General features: G+C 66.9%; 19 protein-coding genes. 13 read left to right on the top strand and 6 right to left on the bottom strand.

Translation table 11 applies throughout. The features are described from left to right. Positions 1–144: 144 nt before the first annotated feature. The gene (locus tag H7V21_RS05650; RefSeq protein ID WP_188055879.1) at positions 145–1,389 is read right to left on the bottom strand and encodes a threonine ammonia-lyase; all 1,245 of its coding nucleotides are present in this window, start codon (positions 1,387–1,389) and stop codon (positions 145–147) included. Positions 1,390–1,469: 80 nt separating this feature from the next. Here H7V21_RS05650 and H7V21_RS05645 point away from each other — a divergent pair, with 80 nt between their 5' ends. Beyond that, positions 1,470–3,170 (top strand): amidohydrolase, encoded by a 1,701-nt coding sequence (locus H7V21_RS05645; RefSeq protein WP_188055878.1) that lies wholly within the window; start codon positions 1,470–1,472, stop codon positions 3,168–3,170. 64 nt (positions 3,171–3,234) lie between these two features. Here H7V21_RS05645 and ctrA read toward each other — a convergent pair whose 3' ends face one another. Both ctrA and H7V21_RS05635 read right to left on the bottom strand, forming a co-directional pair. Further along, complete coding sequence (ctrA, locus tag H7V21_RS05640) at positions 3,235–3,942, bottom strand: response regulator transcription factor CtrA (RefSeq protein WP_188055877.1); 708 nt, start codon at positions 3,940–3,942, stop codon at positions 3,235–3,237. Between the two features lie 138 nt (positions 3,943–4,080). Then, complete coding sequence (locus tag H7V21_RS05635) at positions 4,081–4,989, bottom strand: LysR family transcriptional regulator (protein ID WP_188055876.1); 909 nt, start codon at positions 4,987–4,989, stop codon at positions 4,081–4,083. A 125-nt stretch (positions 4,990–5,114) separates the two neighbouring features. On the opposite strand from H7V21_RS05635, the gene H7V21_RS05630 reads away from it, so the two are divergent. The 6 genes from H7V21_RS05630 to H7V21_RS05605 all read left to right on the top strand — a co-directional run bounded on the left by H7V21_RS05630 (position 5,115) and on the right by H7V21_RS05605 (position 9,172). Beyond that, the gene (locus H7V21_RS05630) at positions 5,115–5,813 is read left to right on the top strand and encodes a pirin family protein (RefSeq protein ID WP_188055875.1); all 699 of its coding nucleotides are present in this window, start codon (positions 5,115–5,117) and stop codon (positions 5,811–5,813) included. Between the two features lie 121 nt (positions 5,814–5,934). Continuing rightward, entirely contained in the window at positions 5,935–6,537 is a 603-nt protein-coding gene (gene wrbA, locus H7V21_RS05625) for an NAD(P)H:quinone oxidoreductase (protein ID WP_188055874.1), read from the top strand. Between the two features lie 102 nt (positions 6,538–6,639). Next, entirely contained in the window at positions 6,640–7,290 is a 651-nt protein-coding gene (locus tag H7V21_RS05620) for an RluA family pseudouridine synthase (protein WP_188055873.1), read from the top strand. Further along, positions 7,283–7,684, top strand: coding sequence for an alternative ribosome rescue aminoacyl-tRNA hydrolase ArfB (arfB, locus tag H7V21_RS05615; protein WP_188055872.1), 402 nt, complete (start codon positions 7,283–7,285; stop codon positions 7,682–7,684). Before H7V21_RS05620 ends, arfB begins: the two co-directional genes overlap by 8 nt. Before the next feature lie 62 nt (positions 7,685–7,746). Next, the gene (locus H7V21_RS05610) at positions 7,747–8,229 is read left to right on the top strand and encodes a GAF domain-containing protein (RefSeq protein ID WP_188055871.1); all 483 of its coding nucleotides are present in this window, start codon (positions 7,747–7,749) and stop codon (positions 8,227–8,229) included. 106 nt (positions 8,230–8,335) lie between these two features. Next, on the top strand, positions 8,336–9,172 hold the full coding sequence (locus tag H7V21_RS05605) for an RcnB family protein (protein ID WP_188055870.1): 837 nt from the start codon (positions 8,336–8,338) through the stop codon (positions 9,170–9,172). Positions 9,173–9,195: 23 nt separating this feature from the next. Here the strand turns inward: H7V21_RS05605 and H7V21_RS05600 are convergent, their stop codons facing one another. Further along, the gene (locus H7V21_RS05600) at positions 9,196–9,651 is read right to left on the bottom strand and encodes a universal stress protein (protein WP_188055869.1); all 456 of its coding nucleotides are present in this window, start codon (positions 9,649–9,651) and stop codon (positions 9,196–9,198) included. 145 nt (positions 9,652–9,796) lie between these two features. On the opposite strand from H7V21_RS05600, the gene H7V21_RS05595 reads away from it, so the two are divergent. The 6 genes from H7V21_RS05595 to H7V21_RS05570 all read left to right on the top strand — a co-directional run bounded on the left by H7V21_RS05595 (position 9,797) and on the right by H7V21_RS05570 (position 14,874). Beyond that, positions 9,797–11,095, top strand: coding sequence for a pyruvate dehydrogenase complex dihydrolipoamide acetyltransferase (locus H7V21_RS05595; RefSeq protein ID WP_188055868.1), 1,299 nt, complete (start codon positions 9,797–9,799; stop codon positions 11,093–11,095). Position 11,096: 1 nt separating this feature from the next. Beyond that, the gene (locus tag H7V21_RS05590; protein ID WP_188055867.1) at positions 11,097–11,303 is read left to right on the top strand and encodes a hypothetical protein; all 207 of its coding nucleotides are present in this window, start codon (positions 11,097–11,099) and stop codon (positions 11,301–11,303) included. Beyond that, the gene (locus H7V21_RS05585) at positions 11,296–11,691 is read left to right on the top strand and encodes an acyl-CoA thioesterase (protein WP_188055866.1); all 396 of its coding nucleotides are present in this window, start codon (positions 11,296–11,298) and stop codon (positions 11,689–11,691) included. The genes H7V21_RS05590 and H7V21_RS05585 overlap by 8 nt, the downstream gene beginning before the upstream one ends. A gap of 77 nt (positions 11,692–11,768) precedes the next feature. After that, positions 11,769–12,533 (top strand): PPC domain-containing protein, encoded by a 765-nt coding sequence (locus H7V21_RS05580; protein WP_188055865.1) that lies wholly within the window; start codon positions 11,769–11,771, stop codon positions 12,531–12,533. 125 nt (positions 12,534–12,658) lie between these two features. Further along, positions 12,659–14,059 (top strand): dihydrolipoyl dehydrogenase, encoded by a 1,401-nt coding sequence (gene lpdA, locus H7V21_RS05575; protein ID WP_188055864.1) that lies wholly within the window; start codon positions 12,659–12,661, stop codon positions 14,057–14,059. A 227-nt stretch (positions 14,060–14,286) separates the two neighbouring features. Further along, complete coding sequence (locus tag H7V21_RS05570; protein WP_188055863.1) at positions 14,287–14,874, top strand: DUF4142 domain-containing protein; 588 nt, start codon at positions 14,287–14,289, stop codon at positions 14,872–14,874. Between the two features lie 87 nt (positions 14,875–14,961). Here the strand turns inward: H7V21_RS05570 and H7V21_RS05565 are convergent, their stop codons facing one another. Both H7V21_RS05565 and H7V21_RS05560 read right to left on the bottom strand, forming a co-directional pair. Continuing rightward, complete coding sequence (locus tag H7V21_RS05565) at positions 14,962–15,348, bottom strand: polymer-forming cytoskeletal protein (protein ID WP_262504019.1); 387 nt, start codon at positions 15,346–15,348, stop codon at positions 14,962–14,964. A gap of 89 nt (positions 15,349–15,437) precedes the next feature. Then, positions 15,438–16,103, bottom strand: coding sequence for a hypothetical protein (locus H7V21_RS05560; protein WP_188055861.1), 666 nt, complete (start codon positions 16,101–16,103; stop codon positions 15,438–15,440). Positions 16,104–16,159: the final 56 nt, after the last annotated feature.

The following is a 16,159-nucleotide window of genomic DNA, read 5'->3' as shown; positions in this document are numbered from 1 at the left end:
GTGATGCGTTAAGCCTTCCGCACGCCAGCGGACGTCCTGCTACAGACTATCGCACGCCGGGTGAATCGGGGGAACGGCTCGCCGACTCGGTTCATCGCGCGTGCGATTCGCTTCGTCCAATTGCTGTGGATAAGCGCTGGGCCGTCAGGCGAGTTCGACCAGGCTCACTTCATACTGGCCGCGCCGGAGCGCCGTGATCAGCCGGTCGAGGTGATTGCGATCGCGCGTCTCGCATTCGATGTCGGTGATCAGGCCCTTGGCCGGCAGCGAGGTGAACACGCGCTGGTGATACACTTCGATGATGTTCACGCCCTGCTCGTGGAAGATGCGCGCGACGTGATAGAGTGCGCCCGGGCGGTCCTGCAGCCGGATGCGCAGGCGCGCGAGCCGGCCGGAACGGGCAAGGTCGCGCAGCAGCACGTTGGCGAGCAGCCGCGTATCGATGTTGCCTCCGCACAGCACGGTTCCGACCACCTTGCCCCGGAAGCGTTCGGGTTCGCTCAGCAGCGCCGCCAACCCGGCGGCACCCGCCCCCTCGACAACCGTCTTTTCGATCTGGAGCAACAGGCTCACCGCCTCTTCCAGCTTCCGTTCGCCGACCAGCAGAATGTCGTCGACCAGTGCTTCGACGATCTTCCCGGTGAGCTTGCCCGGCTCCTTGACCGCGATTCCTTCGGCCAGCGTATCGCCCGCGCACGGCATGTCGGTATGATGCAGGCGATTGTACATCGAAGGGTAGAGCTCGGCTTCGACGCCGATCACTTCGAGGGGACGATCCTGTGCCTTGGCCACGGTCGCCATGCCGGAGACGAGGCCGCCGCCCCCAAGCGGCACCACCAGCATCTCGATTTCCGGCACCTGTTCGAGCATCTCGAGCGCGACCGTCCCCTGGCCCGCGATGATCCGCGCATCGTCGAAGGGATGGACGAACGTATAGCCCTCTTCCGCCTCCAGCGTGCGCGCATGCGCATGCGCCGCATCGAATGTCTCGCCTTCGAGGATCACGTTCGCGCCATGTCCCTCGGTCTGCGTGACCTTCACGATCGGCGTGTTCTTCGGCATCACAATCGTCGCCGGGATGCCGAGGCGGTGCGCGTGATAGGCAAGCCCCTGCGCATGGTTTCCGGCCGATGCCGCGATCACGCCCTTCGCCCGCGCTTCGTCGTCGAGCTGCAGCAGCGTGTTGAGCGCGCCGCGCTCCTTGTAGGCGGCCGTGAACTGGAGGTTCTCGAACTTCAGATAGACCGTCGCGCCAGTAAGCTCGGAAAGCGTGCGGCTGAGCAGCGTCGGCGTATGGACGATCGATTCCGCGATGCGCTCGCGCGCTGCCAGCACGTCGTCGAGGGAAACCGGAAGGGCCGCGGGCGCCGAAGCAGGATGGGTAGCCATCGTTTGCGCCTAGCCGATCTGGCGCGGCGGGGGAACAAGGCTGTGGCGCCGTATCATTGCCTATCCTATGCCCCACCGCGATGAGCGACAGCCCAGGGAGAATAGGCGTGCGCAACGGGATCGGTAGGTTGGTTGGTGCGCTCGCGCTGGCTCTGACGGCTGTGACAGCACCGCATGCGGCCGCGCAGGGCCTGGTGGACAACGTCAACGGCATGACGCTGGACGAGGACGGCCGGGTGGTCCGGTTCGGCGCCATGGTCGTCGGCGACGACGGGCGCGTGGTCGCATTGCTCCGGCGCGGCGAGCGGCCTCCGCGCGAACTGCGTTGGCGTGCGGATATGGAGGGGCGCACGCTGCTGCCCGGGATGGTGGACGGACATGGCCATGTCATGGGCCTCGGCTTTCAGCTGCGCACGCTCGATCTCTCCGAAACCGACTCCCTGGAGGAAGCGATCGCGCTGATCCGCCAGGGGACCGATGAGAACACCGCGACCTGGATCGTCGGCCGCGGCTGGAATCAGGAGCGCTGGGGCCTCGGCCGGTTTCCCACTGCCGCCGATCTCGACGCCGCGTTTCCGGGCAAGGCGATCTATCTCGAGCGCGTCGATGGCCATGCTGCCTGGGCGAACAGCAAGGCAATGGAGCTGGCGGGGATCACTGCCGAAACCGAAGCTCCCGCTGGCGGGCGGATCGAGACGAACGACGACGGAACGCCGAGCGGCATTTTCGTCGATGCCGCACAGGCGCTGTTCGACGATGCGCTTCCCCAGCCCACGCCGCGCGAGCGCAACGCCGCCTTCCTCGCCGCCCAGGATGCGCTGATCGCCGATGGAATCACTGCGACTGCCGACATGGGCACCAGCGTCGACGATTGGCTGCTCTATCGCCGGATGGGTGATGTCGGCCTGCTGCGGATGCGCATCATGAGCTATGCCGCGGGCATCGACACGGCACTCCGCGTGGCGGGCCAGGGGCCGACCGAATGGCTGTATCGCGATCGGCTCAGGATGGGCGGCGTCAAGCTCTATGCCGATGGTGCGCTCGGTTCGCGCGGGGCGTGGCTGAAGGCCGACTATGCCGACGCGCCGGGCGAGCGTGGTCTGCGCTTTCTCTCCGACGATCAGTTGCTGAACCTGATGACTCGCGGCGCGATGGACCGGTTTCAGATCGCCGTGCATGCGATCGGCGATGCCGCCAATCAGCAGGCGGTGGACGCCGTCGAGGAGCTGTCGGACACGTTCGGCGACGATCGGCGCTGGCGGATCGAACATGCGCAGATCGTCGATCCGGCCGACTTCGCGAAGTTCGGCCGCCACGGCATCATCGCGTCGATGCAGCCGGTCCACCAGACCAGCGACATGCACATGGCCGAAGCTCGGCTGGGCGAAGCGCGTCTCGTCGGCGCCTATGCCTGGCGGTCGATGCTGGAAGCTGGTGCAGTGCTGGCCTTCGGCTCCGACTATCCGGTCGAGAGCCCGGATCCGTTCGCGGGCTGGGCGGTCGGCTTCACGCGGCAGGACGCCGACCTGCAGCCATTCGGCGGCTGGCGTCCGGAAGAGGCGGTGACGCGCGAGCAGGCCTGGGCCGGTTTCACCACGGGTGCCGCCTATGCGGGCTATGCGGAGGACAGGTTCGGTCGGCTCGCCCCCGGCCTGTGGGCGGATTTCATCATCGTCGATCGCGATCCGCTGCTGGCCTCGCCGACGCAGTTGCGCGGGACGGAGGTGCTCGAGACCTGGATCGCGGGCGAGCGAGTCTATCAGCGCGACGCCGCCGAATAGCCAAACGCAGAGGGCCGCCGCTCCTTTCGGAACGGCGGCCCCTGTAGCCCCCGGCTGTATCCGGTTACGCGACCTTGGTTTCGGCCGCCTGTTCTTCTTCCGGCTCGCGCAACACATAGCCGCGGCCCCAGACGGTCTCGATATAGTTCTCGCCGTCGGTCGCCATGCTGAGCTTCTTGCGCAGCTTGCAGATGAACACGTCGATGATCTTGAGTTCGGGCTCGTCCATCCCTCCGTAGAGATGGTTGAGAAACATCTCCTTGGTGAGCGTGGTGCCCTTGCGGAGCGAGAGCAGCTCCAGCATCGCATATTCCTTGCCGGTCAGGTGCACGCGCGCGCCGTCGACCTCGACGGTCTTCGCGTCGAGGTTCACGGCGAGCTTGCCCGTGCGGATCACCGACTGGCTGTGACCCTTCGAGCGACGGACGACGGCGTGAATGCGCGCCACCAGCTCGTCGCGATGGAAGGGTTTGGTGACATAGTCGTCGGCACCGAAGCCGAACGAGCGCACCTTCGAATCCATCTCGGAAATGCCCGACAGGATCAGCACCGGCGTCTGCACCCGCGCGACGCGCAGCTTCTTGAGCACGTCATAGCCGTGCATGTCCGGCAGGTTCAGATCGAGCAGGATGATATCGTAGTCATAGAGCTTGCCGAGGTCCAAGCCCTCCTCGCCCAGGTCCGTCGTGTAGACGTTGAACCCTTCGGTCGAAAGCATCAGCTCGATGGCCTTGGCCGTGGTGGGCTCGTCTTCGATCAGCAATACGCGCATCGTTGAGAATCCCTGTGCCCGTGTTGGCGCCAGCCCCTTGTGACCAACGCATCCTGAGTGATTCATTAACCTAAGCACCTCTGAAGGCAAAAGGTTAATTTCTTCCTAACCGGCCTGACTCCGCGAGTCGTGGGGAATCTACCTAGGCGGGCAGAGCGCGCGGAACCGACTCGAGAGGAATTCGATCAACGCCTCGACCCGCGCGGGACGCAGTGTTCCGGGGGGAGTCAGCAAGTGTAGCGCGACCGGAGAGAAGGCCCATTCGTCGAGCACCGCCACCAGCGTTTCCGCCTCCAGGTCACCGCCGACGATGAAGTCGGGCAGAAACGCGATGCCAAGGCCCGCACGCAGGGAGGGCAGCAACGCATCGCCATTGTCCGCGGCCAGCGGGCCGGACACGCGCACGACGGCTTCCTCGCCTCCCGGCCGGCGAAAGCGCCAAAGGTCGGGGTTCGTGACGTTCGTGTAGATCAGGCAGGCGTGTTCCGCGAGTTCGCTCGGGTGCCGCGGCGTGCCTGCGCGCGCGAAATAGGACGGCGCCGCCACAAGGTGTCCGGGAACTGCACTCAGCCGCCGTGCCCGCAGCGAACTGTCCGGCAGGTCGGCGATGCGCAGCGCGATGTCGATTCCCTCCGCGACGATATCGATTCGCGCGTCGGAGAGACGCAGGTCGATCTCGATGCCGGGATGCTGGAGGAGGAATTCGGCGATCGCGGGAGCGACGTGGTGGATGCCGAACGTGAGCGGCGCGGCGACTCGGACACGACCCACTGGCGCCTCCGCGGCGTCACGCGCCGCTTCCTCGGCCCCGATCCCCTCCGCGACGATGCGTTGCGCCCGCTCGGCAAGCGTCTTGCCGCTTTCGGTGAGCGTCAGCTTGCGCGACGTGCGATGGAACAGGCTGGTTCCGAGCCGGCTCTCGAGCCGGCTGACGGCTTTCGATACGGTCGCCTTGGAGACGCCAAGTTCCGTCGCGGCGCCGCTGAACGAGCGCTGTTCGACGACAGCGGCGAAAATCGCCCAGGCTTCGAAATCGGGTAGGCGCATGGTCGCTCCGGAGTTTGCCGGAGAATAGCTCGCGCCGCGTGGCGAAACAATTCGTTTCCTTCGTTTCCATTTCGAACGGGCGGGGCCGCGCCTACCTCGGGGCTACTCTGGAACGGAGATCGACCATGATCGACAGACGCCCCTTCGAAAGCCTCGGCCATGCCGACCACGGTTGGCTGAATGCGCGCCACCATTTTTCCTTCGCCGGCTATCACGACCCGCGCCGGATGGGATGGGGCGCGATCCGCGTGTGGAATGACGACGAGATCGCACCGAACAGCGGCTTTCCACCGCATCCCCATCGCGACATGGAAATCGTCACCTATGTCCGTCAGGGCGCGATCACCCATCAGGATTCGATGGGAAACACCGGGCGCACTCAGGCGGGCGACGTTCAGGTGATGAGCGCCGGATCGGGCGTGCGCCACGCCGAATATAATCTCGAGCCCGAAGCGACGCGGATCTTTCAGATCTGGATCGAGCCGCGTGCGAGCGGCGGCAATCCCAGCTGGGGTGCGCGACCCTTTCCCAAGGGCGAGCGCTCGGGTCGTCTGGTGACGCTGGCGTCGGGCTTCGCCGAGGACGCCGAGGCGCTGCCGATCCGCGCCGATGCGCGCGTGCTCGCCGCGACGCTGAAAGCGGGCGAGCGCGTAGAACATGGCGTCGGCGCAGGCCGTCACGCCTATCTGGTGCCGGCGATCGGCGTGATCGAAGTCAACGGGGTGCGCGTCGAAGCGCGCGACGGCGTGGCACTCGACGGCGGCCAGACCGTTTCGATCACTGCGCTCGATGACGCGGAGATCGTGCTGGTCGACGCCGAATAGCGTTCTTCGGATCGCCTCCCGCCGTTTCCCCCCGGGCGGGAGGCGCGGCGGGTGCCGGCTGCGACTCCTCCCCGCGGCGGCGCCCGCCCATCGTTTCACCCATCAGCCAAGGAGATCACGCATGGCCAAGGTTCTCGTCCTTTATTATTCTTCCTACGGGCACATCGAGAAGATGGCCGAGGCGATCGCCGAAGGCGCGCGTGCGGGCGGCGCCGAAGTCGACATCCGCCGCGTCCCCGAAACGGCGCCCCCCGAAGTCGTGAAGGCCGCCGGCTTCAAGACCGACAGTCCCCATCCGGTGATCGAGGATGTCTCGGCGCTCGCCGACTATGATGCGATCGTGGTCGGTACGGGCACGCGCTTCGGCCGGATCAGCAGCCAGATGGCGGCATTCTGGGATCAGACCGGGCCACTCTGGGCCAAGGGCGCGCTGATCGGCAAGGTGGGCGCTGCGTTCACCTCCACCGCAAGCCAGCACGGCGGTCAGGAGACGACGCTGTTCTCGATCCTCACCAACCTGCTCCACCACGGCCTGCTCGTCTCGGGCTTCGATTATGGCTTCGCCGGGCTGAACGGCGTGGAGGAAGTGAAGGGCGGCACACCCTATGGCGCCTCGACCATCGCCGATGCCGACGGCAGTCGCATGCCGAGCGAGGTCGAGCTGGCGGGCGCGCGCTATCAGGGCAAACGAGTCGCGGAAACGGCAGCGAAGCTGTTCGGCTGAGCCGCGCCGGTCGCCGGGGTGCCGCATGGGCACCCCGCGACAGGTTCCGGCGACGAAGCGCGTGCCCTCCCGCTGGCCCGCGCGCGGTGCTAGGGGCGGGCGATGCTCAAGGATACGGTTCTCTTCATTGATGGCGAAGCACTGGTGATCGACAAGCCCAACGGGCTTCCCGTCGATCGCCCGCGCGACGGCAGCCGCAGCGTCGAGGACCTGCTCGACGAGCTGCGGTTCGGATTTCAGCGGCGGCCGCTGCCGGTGCATCGTCTCGATCGCGACACCAGCGGCTGCCTGCTGCTCGCGCGCAATCCGAAGGCGCACAAGCGCTTCGGCCAGGCGTTCGAGGCAGGGGCCGTGACCAAACGCTATATCGCCGTGCTGGAGGGAAATCCGAAGGACGACAGCGGCGCGATCGACCTGCCGCTGGTCAAGATCTCCAGCGCCGAGGAAGGCTGGCGGATGACGGGCGCCGCCAACGGAAAGCCGGCGCTGACGCGCTGGAAAGTGCTCGAGCGCAAGGGCGCCCGAACGCTGGTCGCCTTCTATCCCGAGACCGGCCGGACGCATCAGCTGCGCGTGCACGCGGCGGAAGGGCTCGGCATGCCGATCGTCGGCGACCCCGTCTATGGCGGCGGCGGACCGGCGGTGATGCTCCACGCGGCGGGATTGACGATGCCGCGCCCGGGAAAGGCGGAAGTGAGCGCAGAGGCACCGCTGCCGGTGCGATTCCACAACATCGGCTTCGGTCGTGGCTGAGATTCCCGAAGCCGCGATCGTCGAGGAGAAGTTCCTCGCCGCCTCCGGCCCGGGCGGGCAGAACGTAAACAAGGTTGCCACGGCGGTGCAGCTGCGCGTCGACGTCTTTCGCCTCGGGCTCGCTCCCTACGCCTATCAGAAGCTGAAGGAGCTTGCCGGATCACGAATGAACGCGTCCGGCGAGCTGGTGATCACCGCGCGGCGCTTCCGCACGCAGGAGGCGAACCGCCAGGACGCGCGCGAGCGGCTGGGCGAATTGGTCGACAAGGCGCACGAACGCCAGGCGAGGCGCGTGAAGACCAAGCCGAGCCGGACGGCCAAGGCGAAGCGGGTGGACGCCAAGAAGGCGCGCAGCTCGGTGAAGGCCGGACGCGGCAAGGTGCGCATTGATTAGACGCGAAGAACCACTGGCTTGGGCTCTCGCACCGGGGGAGCGTTTCCGATACAGCGCGCGCTATGTACGCATTCGACATCGCCACTTCCGACAAGACCGCGCTGTACCGCGAGCTTTCCGCCGCGCTTGACGCGCTCACCGCTGACGAGCCCGACGGCATCGCCAACATGGCGAACGCCGCCGCGCTGCTGTGGCAGTTCCTGCCCGATCTCAACTGGGCCGGCTTCTACCGCGCCGTGAAGGGCGAGCTGGTGCTGGGGCCGTTTCAGGGCAAGGCGGCCTGCATCCGCATTCCGTTCGGCAAGGGCGTGTGCGGCACCGCGGCAGCGACCGAGGCTACTCAGATCGTCGCCGACGTGCATGCCTTTCCCGGCCACATCGCCTGCGACGCCGACAGCCGATCCGAACTGGTGGTGCCGATCGTGCATCAGGGCACGCTGCTGGGCGTCCTCGATCTGGACAGTCCGATCCCCGATCGGTTCGATGCAGGCGACGCCGCCGGCTGCGAGGCGCTGATGGCGATCCTGGCGCCGCGCCTCGGCTGACCCGCATTGAGACAGGCGGCAGGGCATCCTCCGTGGCCGCGGCGGATCGCATTTGCTACCTGTTGATTAAGAGGTGGGGCGGGGGCGTACGACCAGGAGTGTTCGAGTGAAGCAGTCCCTCTTGATGGCAGCGGCAGCGGCGGTGAGCTTCGGTTTCGTCCAGCCCGCCGAGGCACAGCGCGTCTGGCAGGACGGACGCTGGGTGATGCTGCCGCCGCAGACCGAGGCGCCGCACATGCGGCACGATCCCGAACGCTGGGGCGGCCATGTCGACGGGCGCTGGTATGCCGGCGCGCATGCGCCGGGCGGCTGGCAGGCCTATCGCCGGCCATCGCAGGGCTGGATGTTGCCCGACTATTGGGCAAATCCCGATTTCCGCGTCCCCGATTATCTGAACTGGGGGCTGGCCGCGCCGCCCTACGGCTATTTCTGGGTTCGCTATTACAACGACGCGGTGCTGGTGGACGATCGCGGCAGGGTGGCGGACTGGGTGTTCGGCATCGACTGGGATGGTGGCGCGGGCGCCTATTCCCACTCCGAGAGCTATTCGCATGCGAGCGTCGGCGCGAGCTACCCGGCGCCGGGATACGACGGCGGGATTCCGGCAGTCGACCCGAACGATCATTATTATTCGGCCGAGTCGGCCGGGCACGGATACCCGGGGGGAGGGTATGCGCCGCCGGCAGTGCCTGCGCCGCCGGCGGCGCACTGCTGTGGCGCTCCACCGGTCGCGGCGCCAGGCTGCGCCAGCGTGTGCGGCGGCTATGCTGGCGGCTACCTCTATGTGGTGCCGACGGTGACGACGGTCGTGGTGCAGTCGGGCGGTGCCGTGACGACGCGGACCGTGACCGAAGAGATCGTCGAGGAAACAGTCACGACGCGCGCGATCAGTCCGCGGCCGGTGGTGCGCAGCGGCGGCAAGCGGGTGCGGCGCTACCGCTGAAGCGCACCGGCGCCGGCCGCCGATCAGCTCAGCCGGTCGATCGCATCGCTGTCGAGCGAGCCGGGGATGATCATCACCGGCACCTTGAGCGCGCCCGCATCCACGCCTGCGAAATGCGTCACCAGCGGTCCGGGCGCGCCGCTCGCGGCGGCACCCAGCACCAGTGCTGCGATATCGGGATTGGCTGCCAGCATCTCGCGCACGATCCGCGGGCCGTCGCCCTGTCGCACCGTGATCGCGGGCTTCAGGCCCGATTCGGCAAACAGCGTTCCCGCCGCGGCGCCGACGAGCGCCTCCGCCCGCTGGCGCGCTTCTTCCTCGATCGTCGCCATCACGCCGCTCCACTGCACGAATTCGGGCTTCGGGATCAGCGCCAGAATGTCCACGCCGCCGCCGGTCTTCACGGCGCGCCGCGCCGCGAACCGCAGCGCCAGCTCGGATTCAGGGCTGTCGTCGATCACCACCAGATAGGTGCGCATGGCTGGTTTTCCTTCCGCTGCGTTGGTGCCGCGCGACGGTCCGGCGTGCAAGTCCGGGCGCGCCGATCCTGACCCTTGGTCTTGACCGGGGCTTGGGCGACGGCGAGAGAGAAACACCCTCCCTAGGACCTGAATGGGGCCATTCATGCCGATCGAAATCAAGATGCCCGCACTGTCGCCCACCATGGAGGAAGGCACGCTCGCCCGCTGGCTGGTGAAGGAAGGCGACACCGTCGGCTCCGGCGACCTGATGGCCGAGATCGAGACCGACAAGGCGACGATGGAGTTCGAGGCGGTCGACGAGGGAACGATCGCGAAGATTCTCGTTGCCGAGGGCACAGACAATGTGAAGGTCGGCACAGTGATCGCGCTGCTCGCCGAGGAAGGCGAAAGCGCCGATGAGGTGGAGGCGCCCGCCTCGAAGGCGGCGCCTGCTCCGGCTCCCGCGCCCACAGAAGCCGCACCCGCACCCGCACCCGCACCAGCGCCTGTCGGCGCGAACGGATCGGGCGACTCGAGTCGCGTGAAGGCCAGCCCGCTGGCGCGGCGGATCGCGGCGGAGAAGGGCATCGAGCTTTCGGCCGTCGCGGGCACTGGCCCGAACGGCCGGATCGTCAAGGCGGATGTCGAGGATGCGAAGCCCGGCGCCGTTGCCACGAAGGCCGAGCCCGAACGCGCAGCACAATCGCCTGCTGCCGAGGCGCCCGCGCCCGCAGCCAGCAAGGCGCCCGCCGCCGTCTGGTACGACGAGTCGATTCCCCACGAGACGGAAAAGCTCTCCAACATCCGAAAGACGATCGCGCGTCGGCTTACCGAGGCGAAACAGACGATCCCGCATATCTATCTCACCGTCGACGTGCGGCTCGACGCGCTTCTGAAGCTGCGCGCCGAACTCAACGCCGCGCTGGAGCCGCGCGGGATCAAGCTGTCGGTCAACGATCTGCTCATCAAGGCGCTGGGCGTCGCCTTGGTCCAGACGCCGAAGTGCAACGTCACTTTCGCCGGCGACACGCTGGTTAAGTACACGCGCGCCGACGTTTCGGTGGCGGTGTCGACGCCCTCGGGTCTCATCACGCCGATCATCCGCGACGCTGCGAACAAGAGCGTTTCGGCGATTTCGGGCGAGATGAAGGAGCTCGCGGGCCGGGCGAAGGAGAACAAGCTTCAGCCGCAGGAGTATCAGGGCGGGACCGCCAGCCTGTCGAACATGGGCATGTACGGCATCAAGCAGTTCGACGCGGTCATCAATCCGCCGCAGGGGATGATCCTGGCAGTCGGGGGAGGCGAAAAGCGGCCGTTCGTGATCGATGACGCGCTTTCGATCGCCACGGTGATGTCCGCCACCGGAAGCTTCGACCATCGGGCGATCGACGGCGCCGATGGCGCCGAGCTGATGAAGGTCTTCAAGGAGCTGGTCGAGGCGCCGATCGGAATGATCGCCTGAGATGCCCGCACGTACGCTGATCGAAATGCTGCATATCGTTGTGGGTCTTCTTGCGGCGACGCTGATCGCTACGCTCTCGGCATGGTCCTACCCGCCGGCGCGCCAGGACATCTGGCTCGTGACCGGGGCGGCGATGGCTGCGGTCGTGGCGATGGGCGTCGGGCCGATCCGCCGCGCCTGGCTGCAGGACCGCGAACCGCATGGCTGATCGCCCGCCGGAAAGCGCGCCTACCATTCGTGTCGTCGCCATGCCTTCCGACGCCAACCCCTATGGCGACATCTTCGGCGGCTGGCTGATGAGCCAGATGGACATGGCGGCAGGGCTGGTCGCGTCGCGTCACTCGCAGGGCCGCGCCGTCACCATTGCGCTCGATGCGATGCAGTTCCTCCGCCCGGTGATCGTCGGCGACGAAGTCTCGGTCTTCGCCGTTCTCGCCGAGCAGGGCCGCACGTCGATGAAGATCGACGTCGAGGCGTGGCGCCGCGATCGTCATGGCGAGGCGATGGAGCGCGTCACTCAGGCGCGCTTCACCTTCGTGGCGATCGGCGAGGATCGCCGGCCGCGTCTGCTTCGCGACACTGGCGGAGACGCTTAGCTGGCGAGTCGCGCGCCCTCGCGCTAAGCCATCACGAGCGGCAGGATTCGCCGTGCATGGCAAAGGGAAGGGGTAACATGCGCTTCAAGATCGTACTCGGTGCGTCCGCTCTGTCGGCGGCGATACTGTTCGCCACAGTGCCCGCACAGGCGCAGACGCAGGGCACGCCCTGGACCGTCGAAGGAGCCTTGGCAGACGAGGACGCGACCGACAGCGACGGCCGGCGCTACGACGATCATGCCGTCACGCTCGAAGCGGGCCAGCGCTACCGCCTGTCGCTCGATGCCGAGGACTTCGATACGCTGCTGAAGCTCTACCGCACTACCGACGCGGATCCCGTCGCGGAGAATGACGACGCCGGCGGATCGCTGAATTCCGCGCTCACCTTCGTTCCTGAGGAAAGCGGCACCTATACCCTGCGCGCGACCAGCTTCGATGCCGAAGGTCGCGGCGGATACACTGCCACTGTGGCGACGCTGGCACCGCTTCCGGCGCCGGTGACGCAGCCGATCGGCAGCGAGACGATGACCTGGCAGATCTACACCGGGGCGCTCACCGCGAACGATCCTGCGGAGCAAGGTTATTTCGACGATTATCTCGTGTCGCTCGCGGCCGGCGAGACGGTGTGGATCCACCTCACCGCCGACAATTACGACACGATGGTGCAGGTCTTCCCGGCGGACCGCCGCAGCGGCGAGCCGCTGGCGAGCGACGACGACAGCGGCGGCGAGCTCAATTCGCTGTTGATCTTCACGCCCGAAACTTCGGGCGACTATATCGTCCGCTCGACGTCGTTCGAGGAAGGCGCGACCGGCGCCTATCGCCTGCGGGTCGGCAAGTAGTCGGCCGGAGGGGCGGTCGCGCGCGAAGAGCGGCCGCTCCTCCCGACCACCTCGTCCGGCCTTGACCTGAGCGGTGTCGCTGCCGATTGGAGCTGCGAACCCTCCCCGGTTGGAAAGGCAGACACGTGGCGGAATCCTACGATCTCATCGTCCTCGGCTCAGGCCCCGGCGGCTATGTCGCCGCGATCCGCGCGTCGCAGCTCGGCCTCAAGACCGCGATCGTCGAGCGTGAGCTGCTGGGCGGGATCTGCCTCAACTGGGGCTGCATCCCCACCAAGGCGCTGCTGCGTTCCGCAGAGATCTTTCATTTCATGCAGCACGCCAAGGAGTATGGCTTGGCCGCCGAGAAGATCAGCGCCGATCTGGACGCAGTGGTGAAGCGCTCGCGCGGAGTCGCTTCCCAGCTCAACAAGGGCGTCACCGGGCTGATGAAGAAGAACAAGATCGCGGTGCACATGGGCACCGGCAGGCTGATGGGTAAGGGCAAGCTGACCGTCACCGGCGAGGGCGGCAAGACGACAGAGCTGACCGCCAGGAACATCATCGTCGCAACCGGCGCGCGCGCGCGCGACCTGCCCTTCGCACCCGCCGACGGCAAACGGGTATGGACCTATCGCCACGCGATGACTCCCGCGGAGATGCCGTCCAAGCTGCTCGTCATCGGATCGGGCGCGATCGGAATCGAATTCGCCAGCTTCTACAACGATATGGGTGCGGACGTCACGGTCGTGGAAATGCTCGACCGCATCGTGCCGGTCGAGGACAAGGATATTTCCGCGCATCTCGAGAAGGCGCTCAAGAAGCAGGGGATGACGATCCATACCGGTGCCGCGCTCGAGAAGCTCGAGGTCGGCGACAAGGGCGTGACGGCGACGATCAAGGCCAAGGACGGCAAGTCCGCCACCACCGAATACAGCCATGTGATCGTGGCGATCGGCATCGTTCCCAACACCGCCGACATCGGGCTGAAGGAGCTGGGCGTGGCTATGGACGAGCGGGGCTTCCTGAAGACCGATGGCGCCTGCCGCACCAATGTGGACGGGATCTGGGCGATCGGTGACATCACTGCGCCGCCGTGGCTGGCGCACAAGGCCAGCCACGAAGGCGTGATCGCTGCCGAGGCGATCGCCGGCAAGCGGCCGCACGCGATGGACCCGCGGAACATTCCCGCCTGCACCTATTGTCATCCGCAGATCGCCAGCGTGGGCTTGACCGAGTCGAAGGCGCGCGAAGCGGGGTATGATGTGAAGGTGGGCAATTTCCCGTTCATCGGCAACGGCAAGGCCATCGCGCTGGGGGAAGCCGAAGGCTTTGTGAAGACGGTGTTCGACGCGAAGACCGGCGAGTTGCTGGGTGCGCACATGATCGGCGCCGAAGTGACCGAGATGATCCAGGGATATACGATCGGCAAGACGGGTGAACTGACCGAGGCCGAGCTGATCGAAACTGTTTTCCCGCATCCGACGATCAGCGAGGCGATGCACGAAAGCGTGCTGGCCGCCTATGGGCGCGTGCTTCACATCTGAGCGGTACCATCTTCGCCGGCCGCGCGTGTCGCACAGCGTTTCGGCGGGCGGGAGAACGGCGGCTCAGGTGCTGCGGCTCGCTTCGATCCGCGCGTCTGCGGGGGGCTGGCCGTTCCTCTCCATGCAACATCCGGCCCCGCCGCGGGGACGGCTCTCCTGGGTATTTGCCGGCTGGAACGAGGTGCGTCGCAGCGCGTTGTGCGCGCAGCTTCGAGGAGAGAATAGCAATGAAAAGTCAGACCCTTATGTTCGCGGTTTCGCTTCCCGCCCTGGCCCTGGCTGCCTGCGGCGAACCCGAAACCACGACCACGACCGAAAATCTTGCCGTCACGGACATGGGAGTCGCCAACGACGGCGCGATGATGGACGACGGCGCGATGATGGGCGACGCCGCGGCAATGAATGCGGATCAGTTCATCACCAATATCAGCGCGAGCGATGCCTATGAGATCGCGGCGGGGCAGCTCGCGCAGGAAAAGGCGACTTCCCAGCCGCTGCGCGACTTCGGCGCGAAAATGGTGGAGGACCATAGGGCGTCGACCAACAATCTGATGCAGGCGGCGAGCGAGGCCGGTATGACCGTTGGCGAACCGCAGATGACCGCCGAGCAGCAGGCGAACCTGGAGGCGCTGCGTTCGGCGACCGGGAGCGAATTCGACAGCGCCTATGAGAGCCAGCAGGTGGCGGCGCACGAACAGGCGCTGTCGATGCTGCGTTCCTATGCGGACGGGGGCGACGTCCCGGCGCTCCGGACCTTCGCCTCGAACACCGCGCCGGTGGTCGAGGGGCATCTGAACATGATCCGCGATATGTGAGCGGGCGATTCGCCCCCCCGCTGAAACGCGGGCGAGGGGCGCTCTCCCGGGGGCGCCCCTCGTTCCGTTTTCAGCCGCTGGTGGCGCTCAGGCCGCTTCGTCGTTCGAGACGAAGGACGAGCTTCCGCTCTCGACGGCGCGCGGGCGCTCGCGCGGCGAGGTGTCGACCGAACTCATGTGCTTCAGGCGGCCGTCGATATGGCCGCCGTTCTCGATGGTGATGTTCTCATATTCGACATCACCCGTGATCTTGGCCGAGCGCTCGACCGTGAGCTGCTTGACGCGCACCGCGCCTTCGATCGATCCGGCGAGCCGCGCGCTTTCCGCGACCACACTGCCGAAGATCTGGCTTTCGGAGCCTTGCGCCAGGCTGCCGCAATTGACGTCGCCCTCGACTCGGCCATCGATGTGCAGATCGTTCGTGGCGGTGACGTTGCCGGTCACCACCACATCGGGCCCAAGCACCGAAAACATGCCGCGCCCGCTCTTGCTGGCAGAGGGCATCGGCGGCGCGGGTGGCACCGTGGGGCTATTGTCCCTGCCACGATTGCTGTTGTTGAACATTAGGTTACTCCCCACTTCCCCGGGTTCGAGTCAGGCCAGGCTTTACCACAGGCGCGGTCTGCGATCAGCCACGAATTGGCTCCCCGTCGTTCCAGAGAGGGATTGTCGTTCGCGACGCGAGCGGTTCCGAGGTGCAGCGCGAGCCCGGCTCCTATAAGCACCGTTACGGTTGCGAAACCATTAGCGGGCGGAAGGCCCGCGGCGCCTGCCACTGCCGCCCATGCGGCACACTGCACCAGAAGCGCGACGACCTGCTGGGCCCGATCGCGTCGATTCGCCGCCAGCGCGAGCGCGGCGGCGAGCAGCAGCGGGCCGATCCCCGGCTGGGGCAGGCAGAGCGCGGGGAGCAGCGCGGGCAGCACCGCCGCCGCCGGACCGCCTGCGGGTCGCGTCGCGCTCAGTCGCGCGAGATGCCATGCGAAAACTCCGAGGCCGGCCGTGAGGATTAGGCCGAGTGCCGGGGCACCGCCAAGGTGGAGCGCCAGCGCGGCAGGGCCGGGCGCTGCCGGACCCATCATCGCGAGCGCCATGGAAACCGCCAGGGCGCCGGCCGCGACGAGCACCGGCTTCGCGCGCGTGCCGGCGAACGGGCGAACCGGCCATAGGGGTCGGCTACCGGAGGGGCCGAGGCGGATCGTGACGGTCGAGGAGCGTTGCGGCGACATGCCGAAGCCTGTAGCCGCCAACTTGTTGCCACAGTCTTTCCGCGCCCATTGACCGG

It is taken from the genome of Sphingosinithalassobacter sp. CS137, from assembly GCF_014334115.1.
Classification (GTDB): domain Bacteria; phylum Pseudomonadota; class Alphaproteobacteria; order Sphingomonadales; family Sphingomonadaceae; genus Sphingomonas.
Note: the sequence above shows the minus strand (reverse complement) of the source record. Positions and strands in the feature narration are given on the sequence as shown.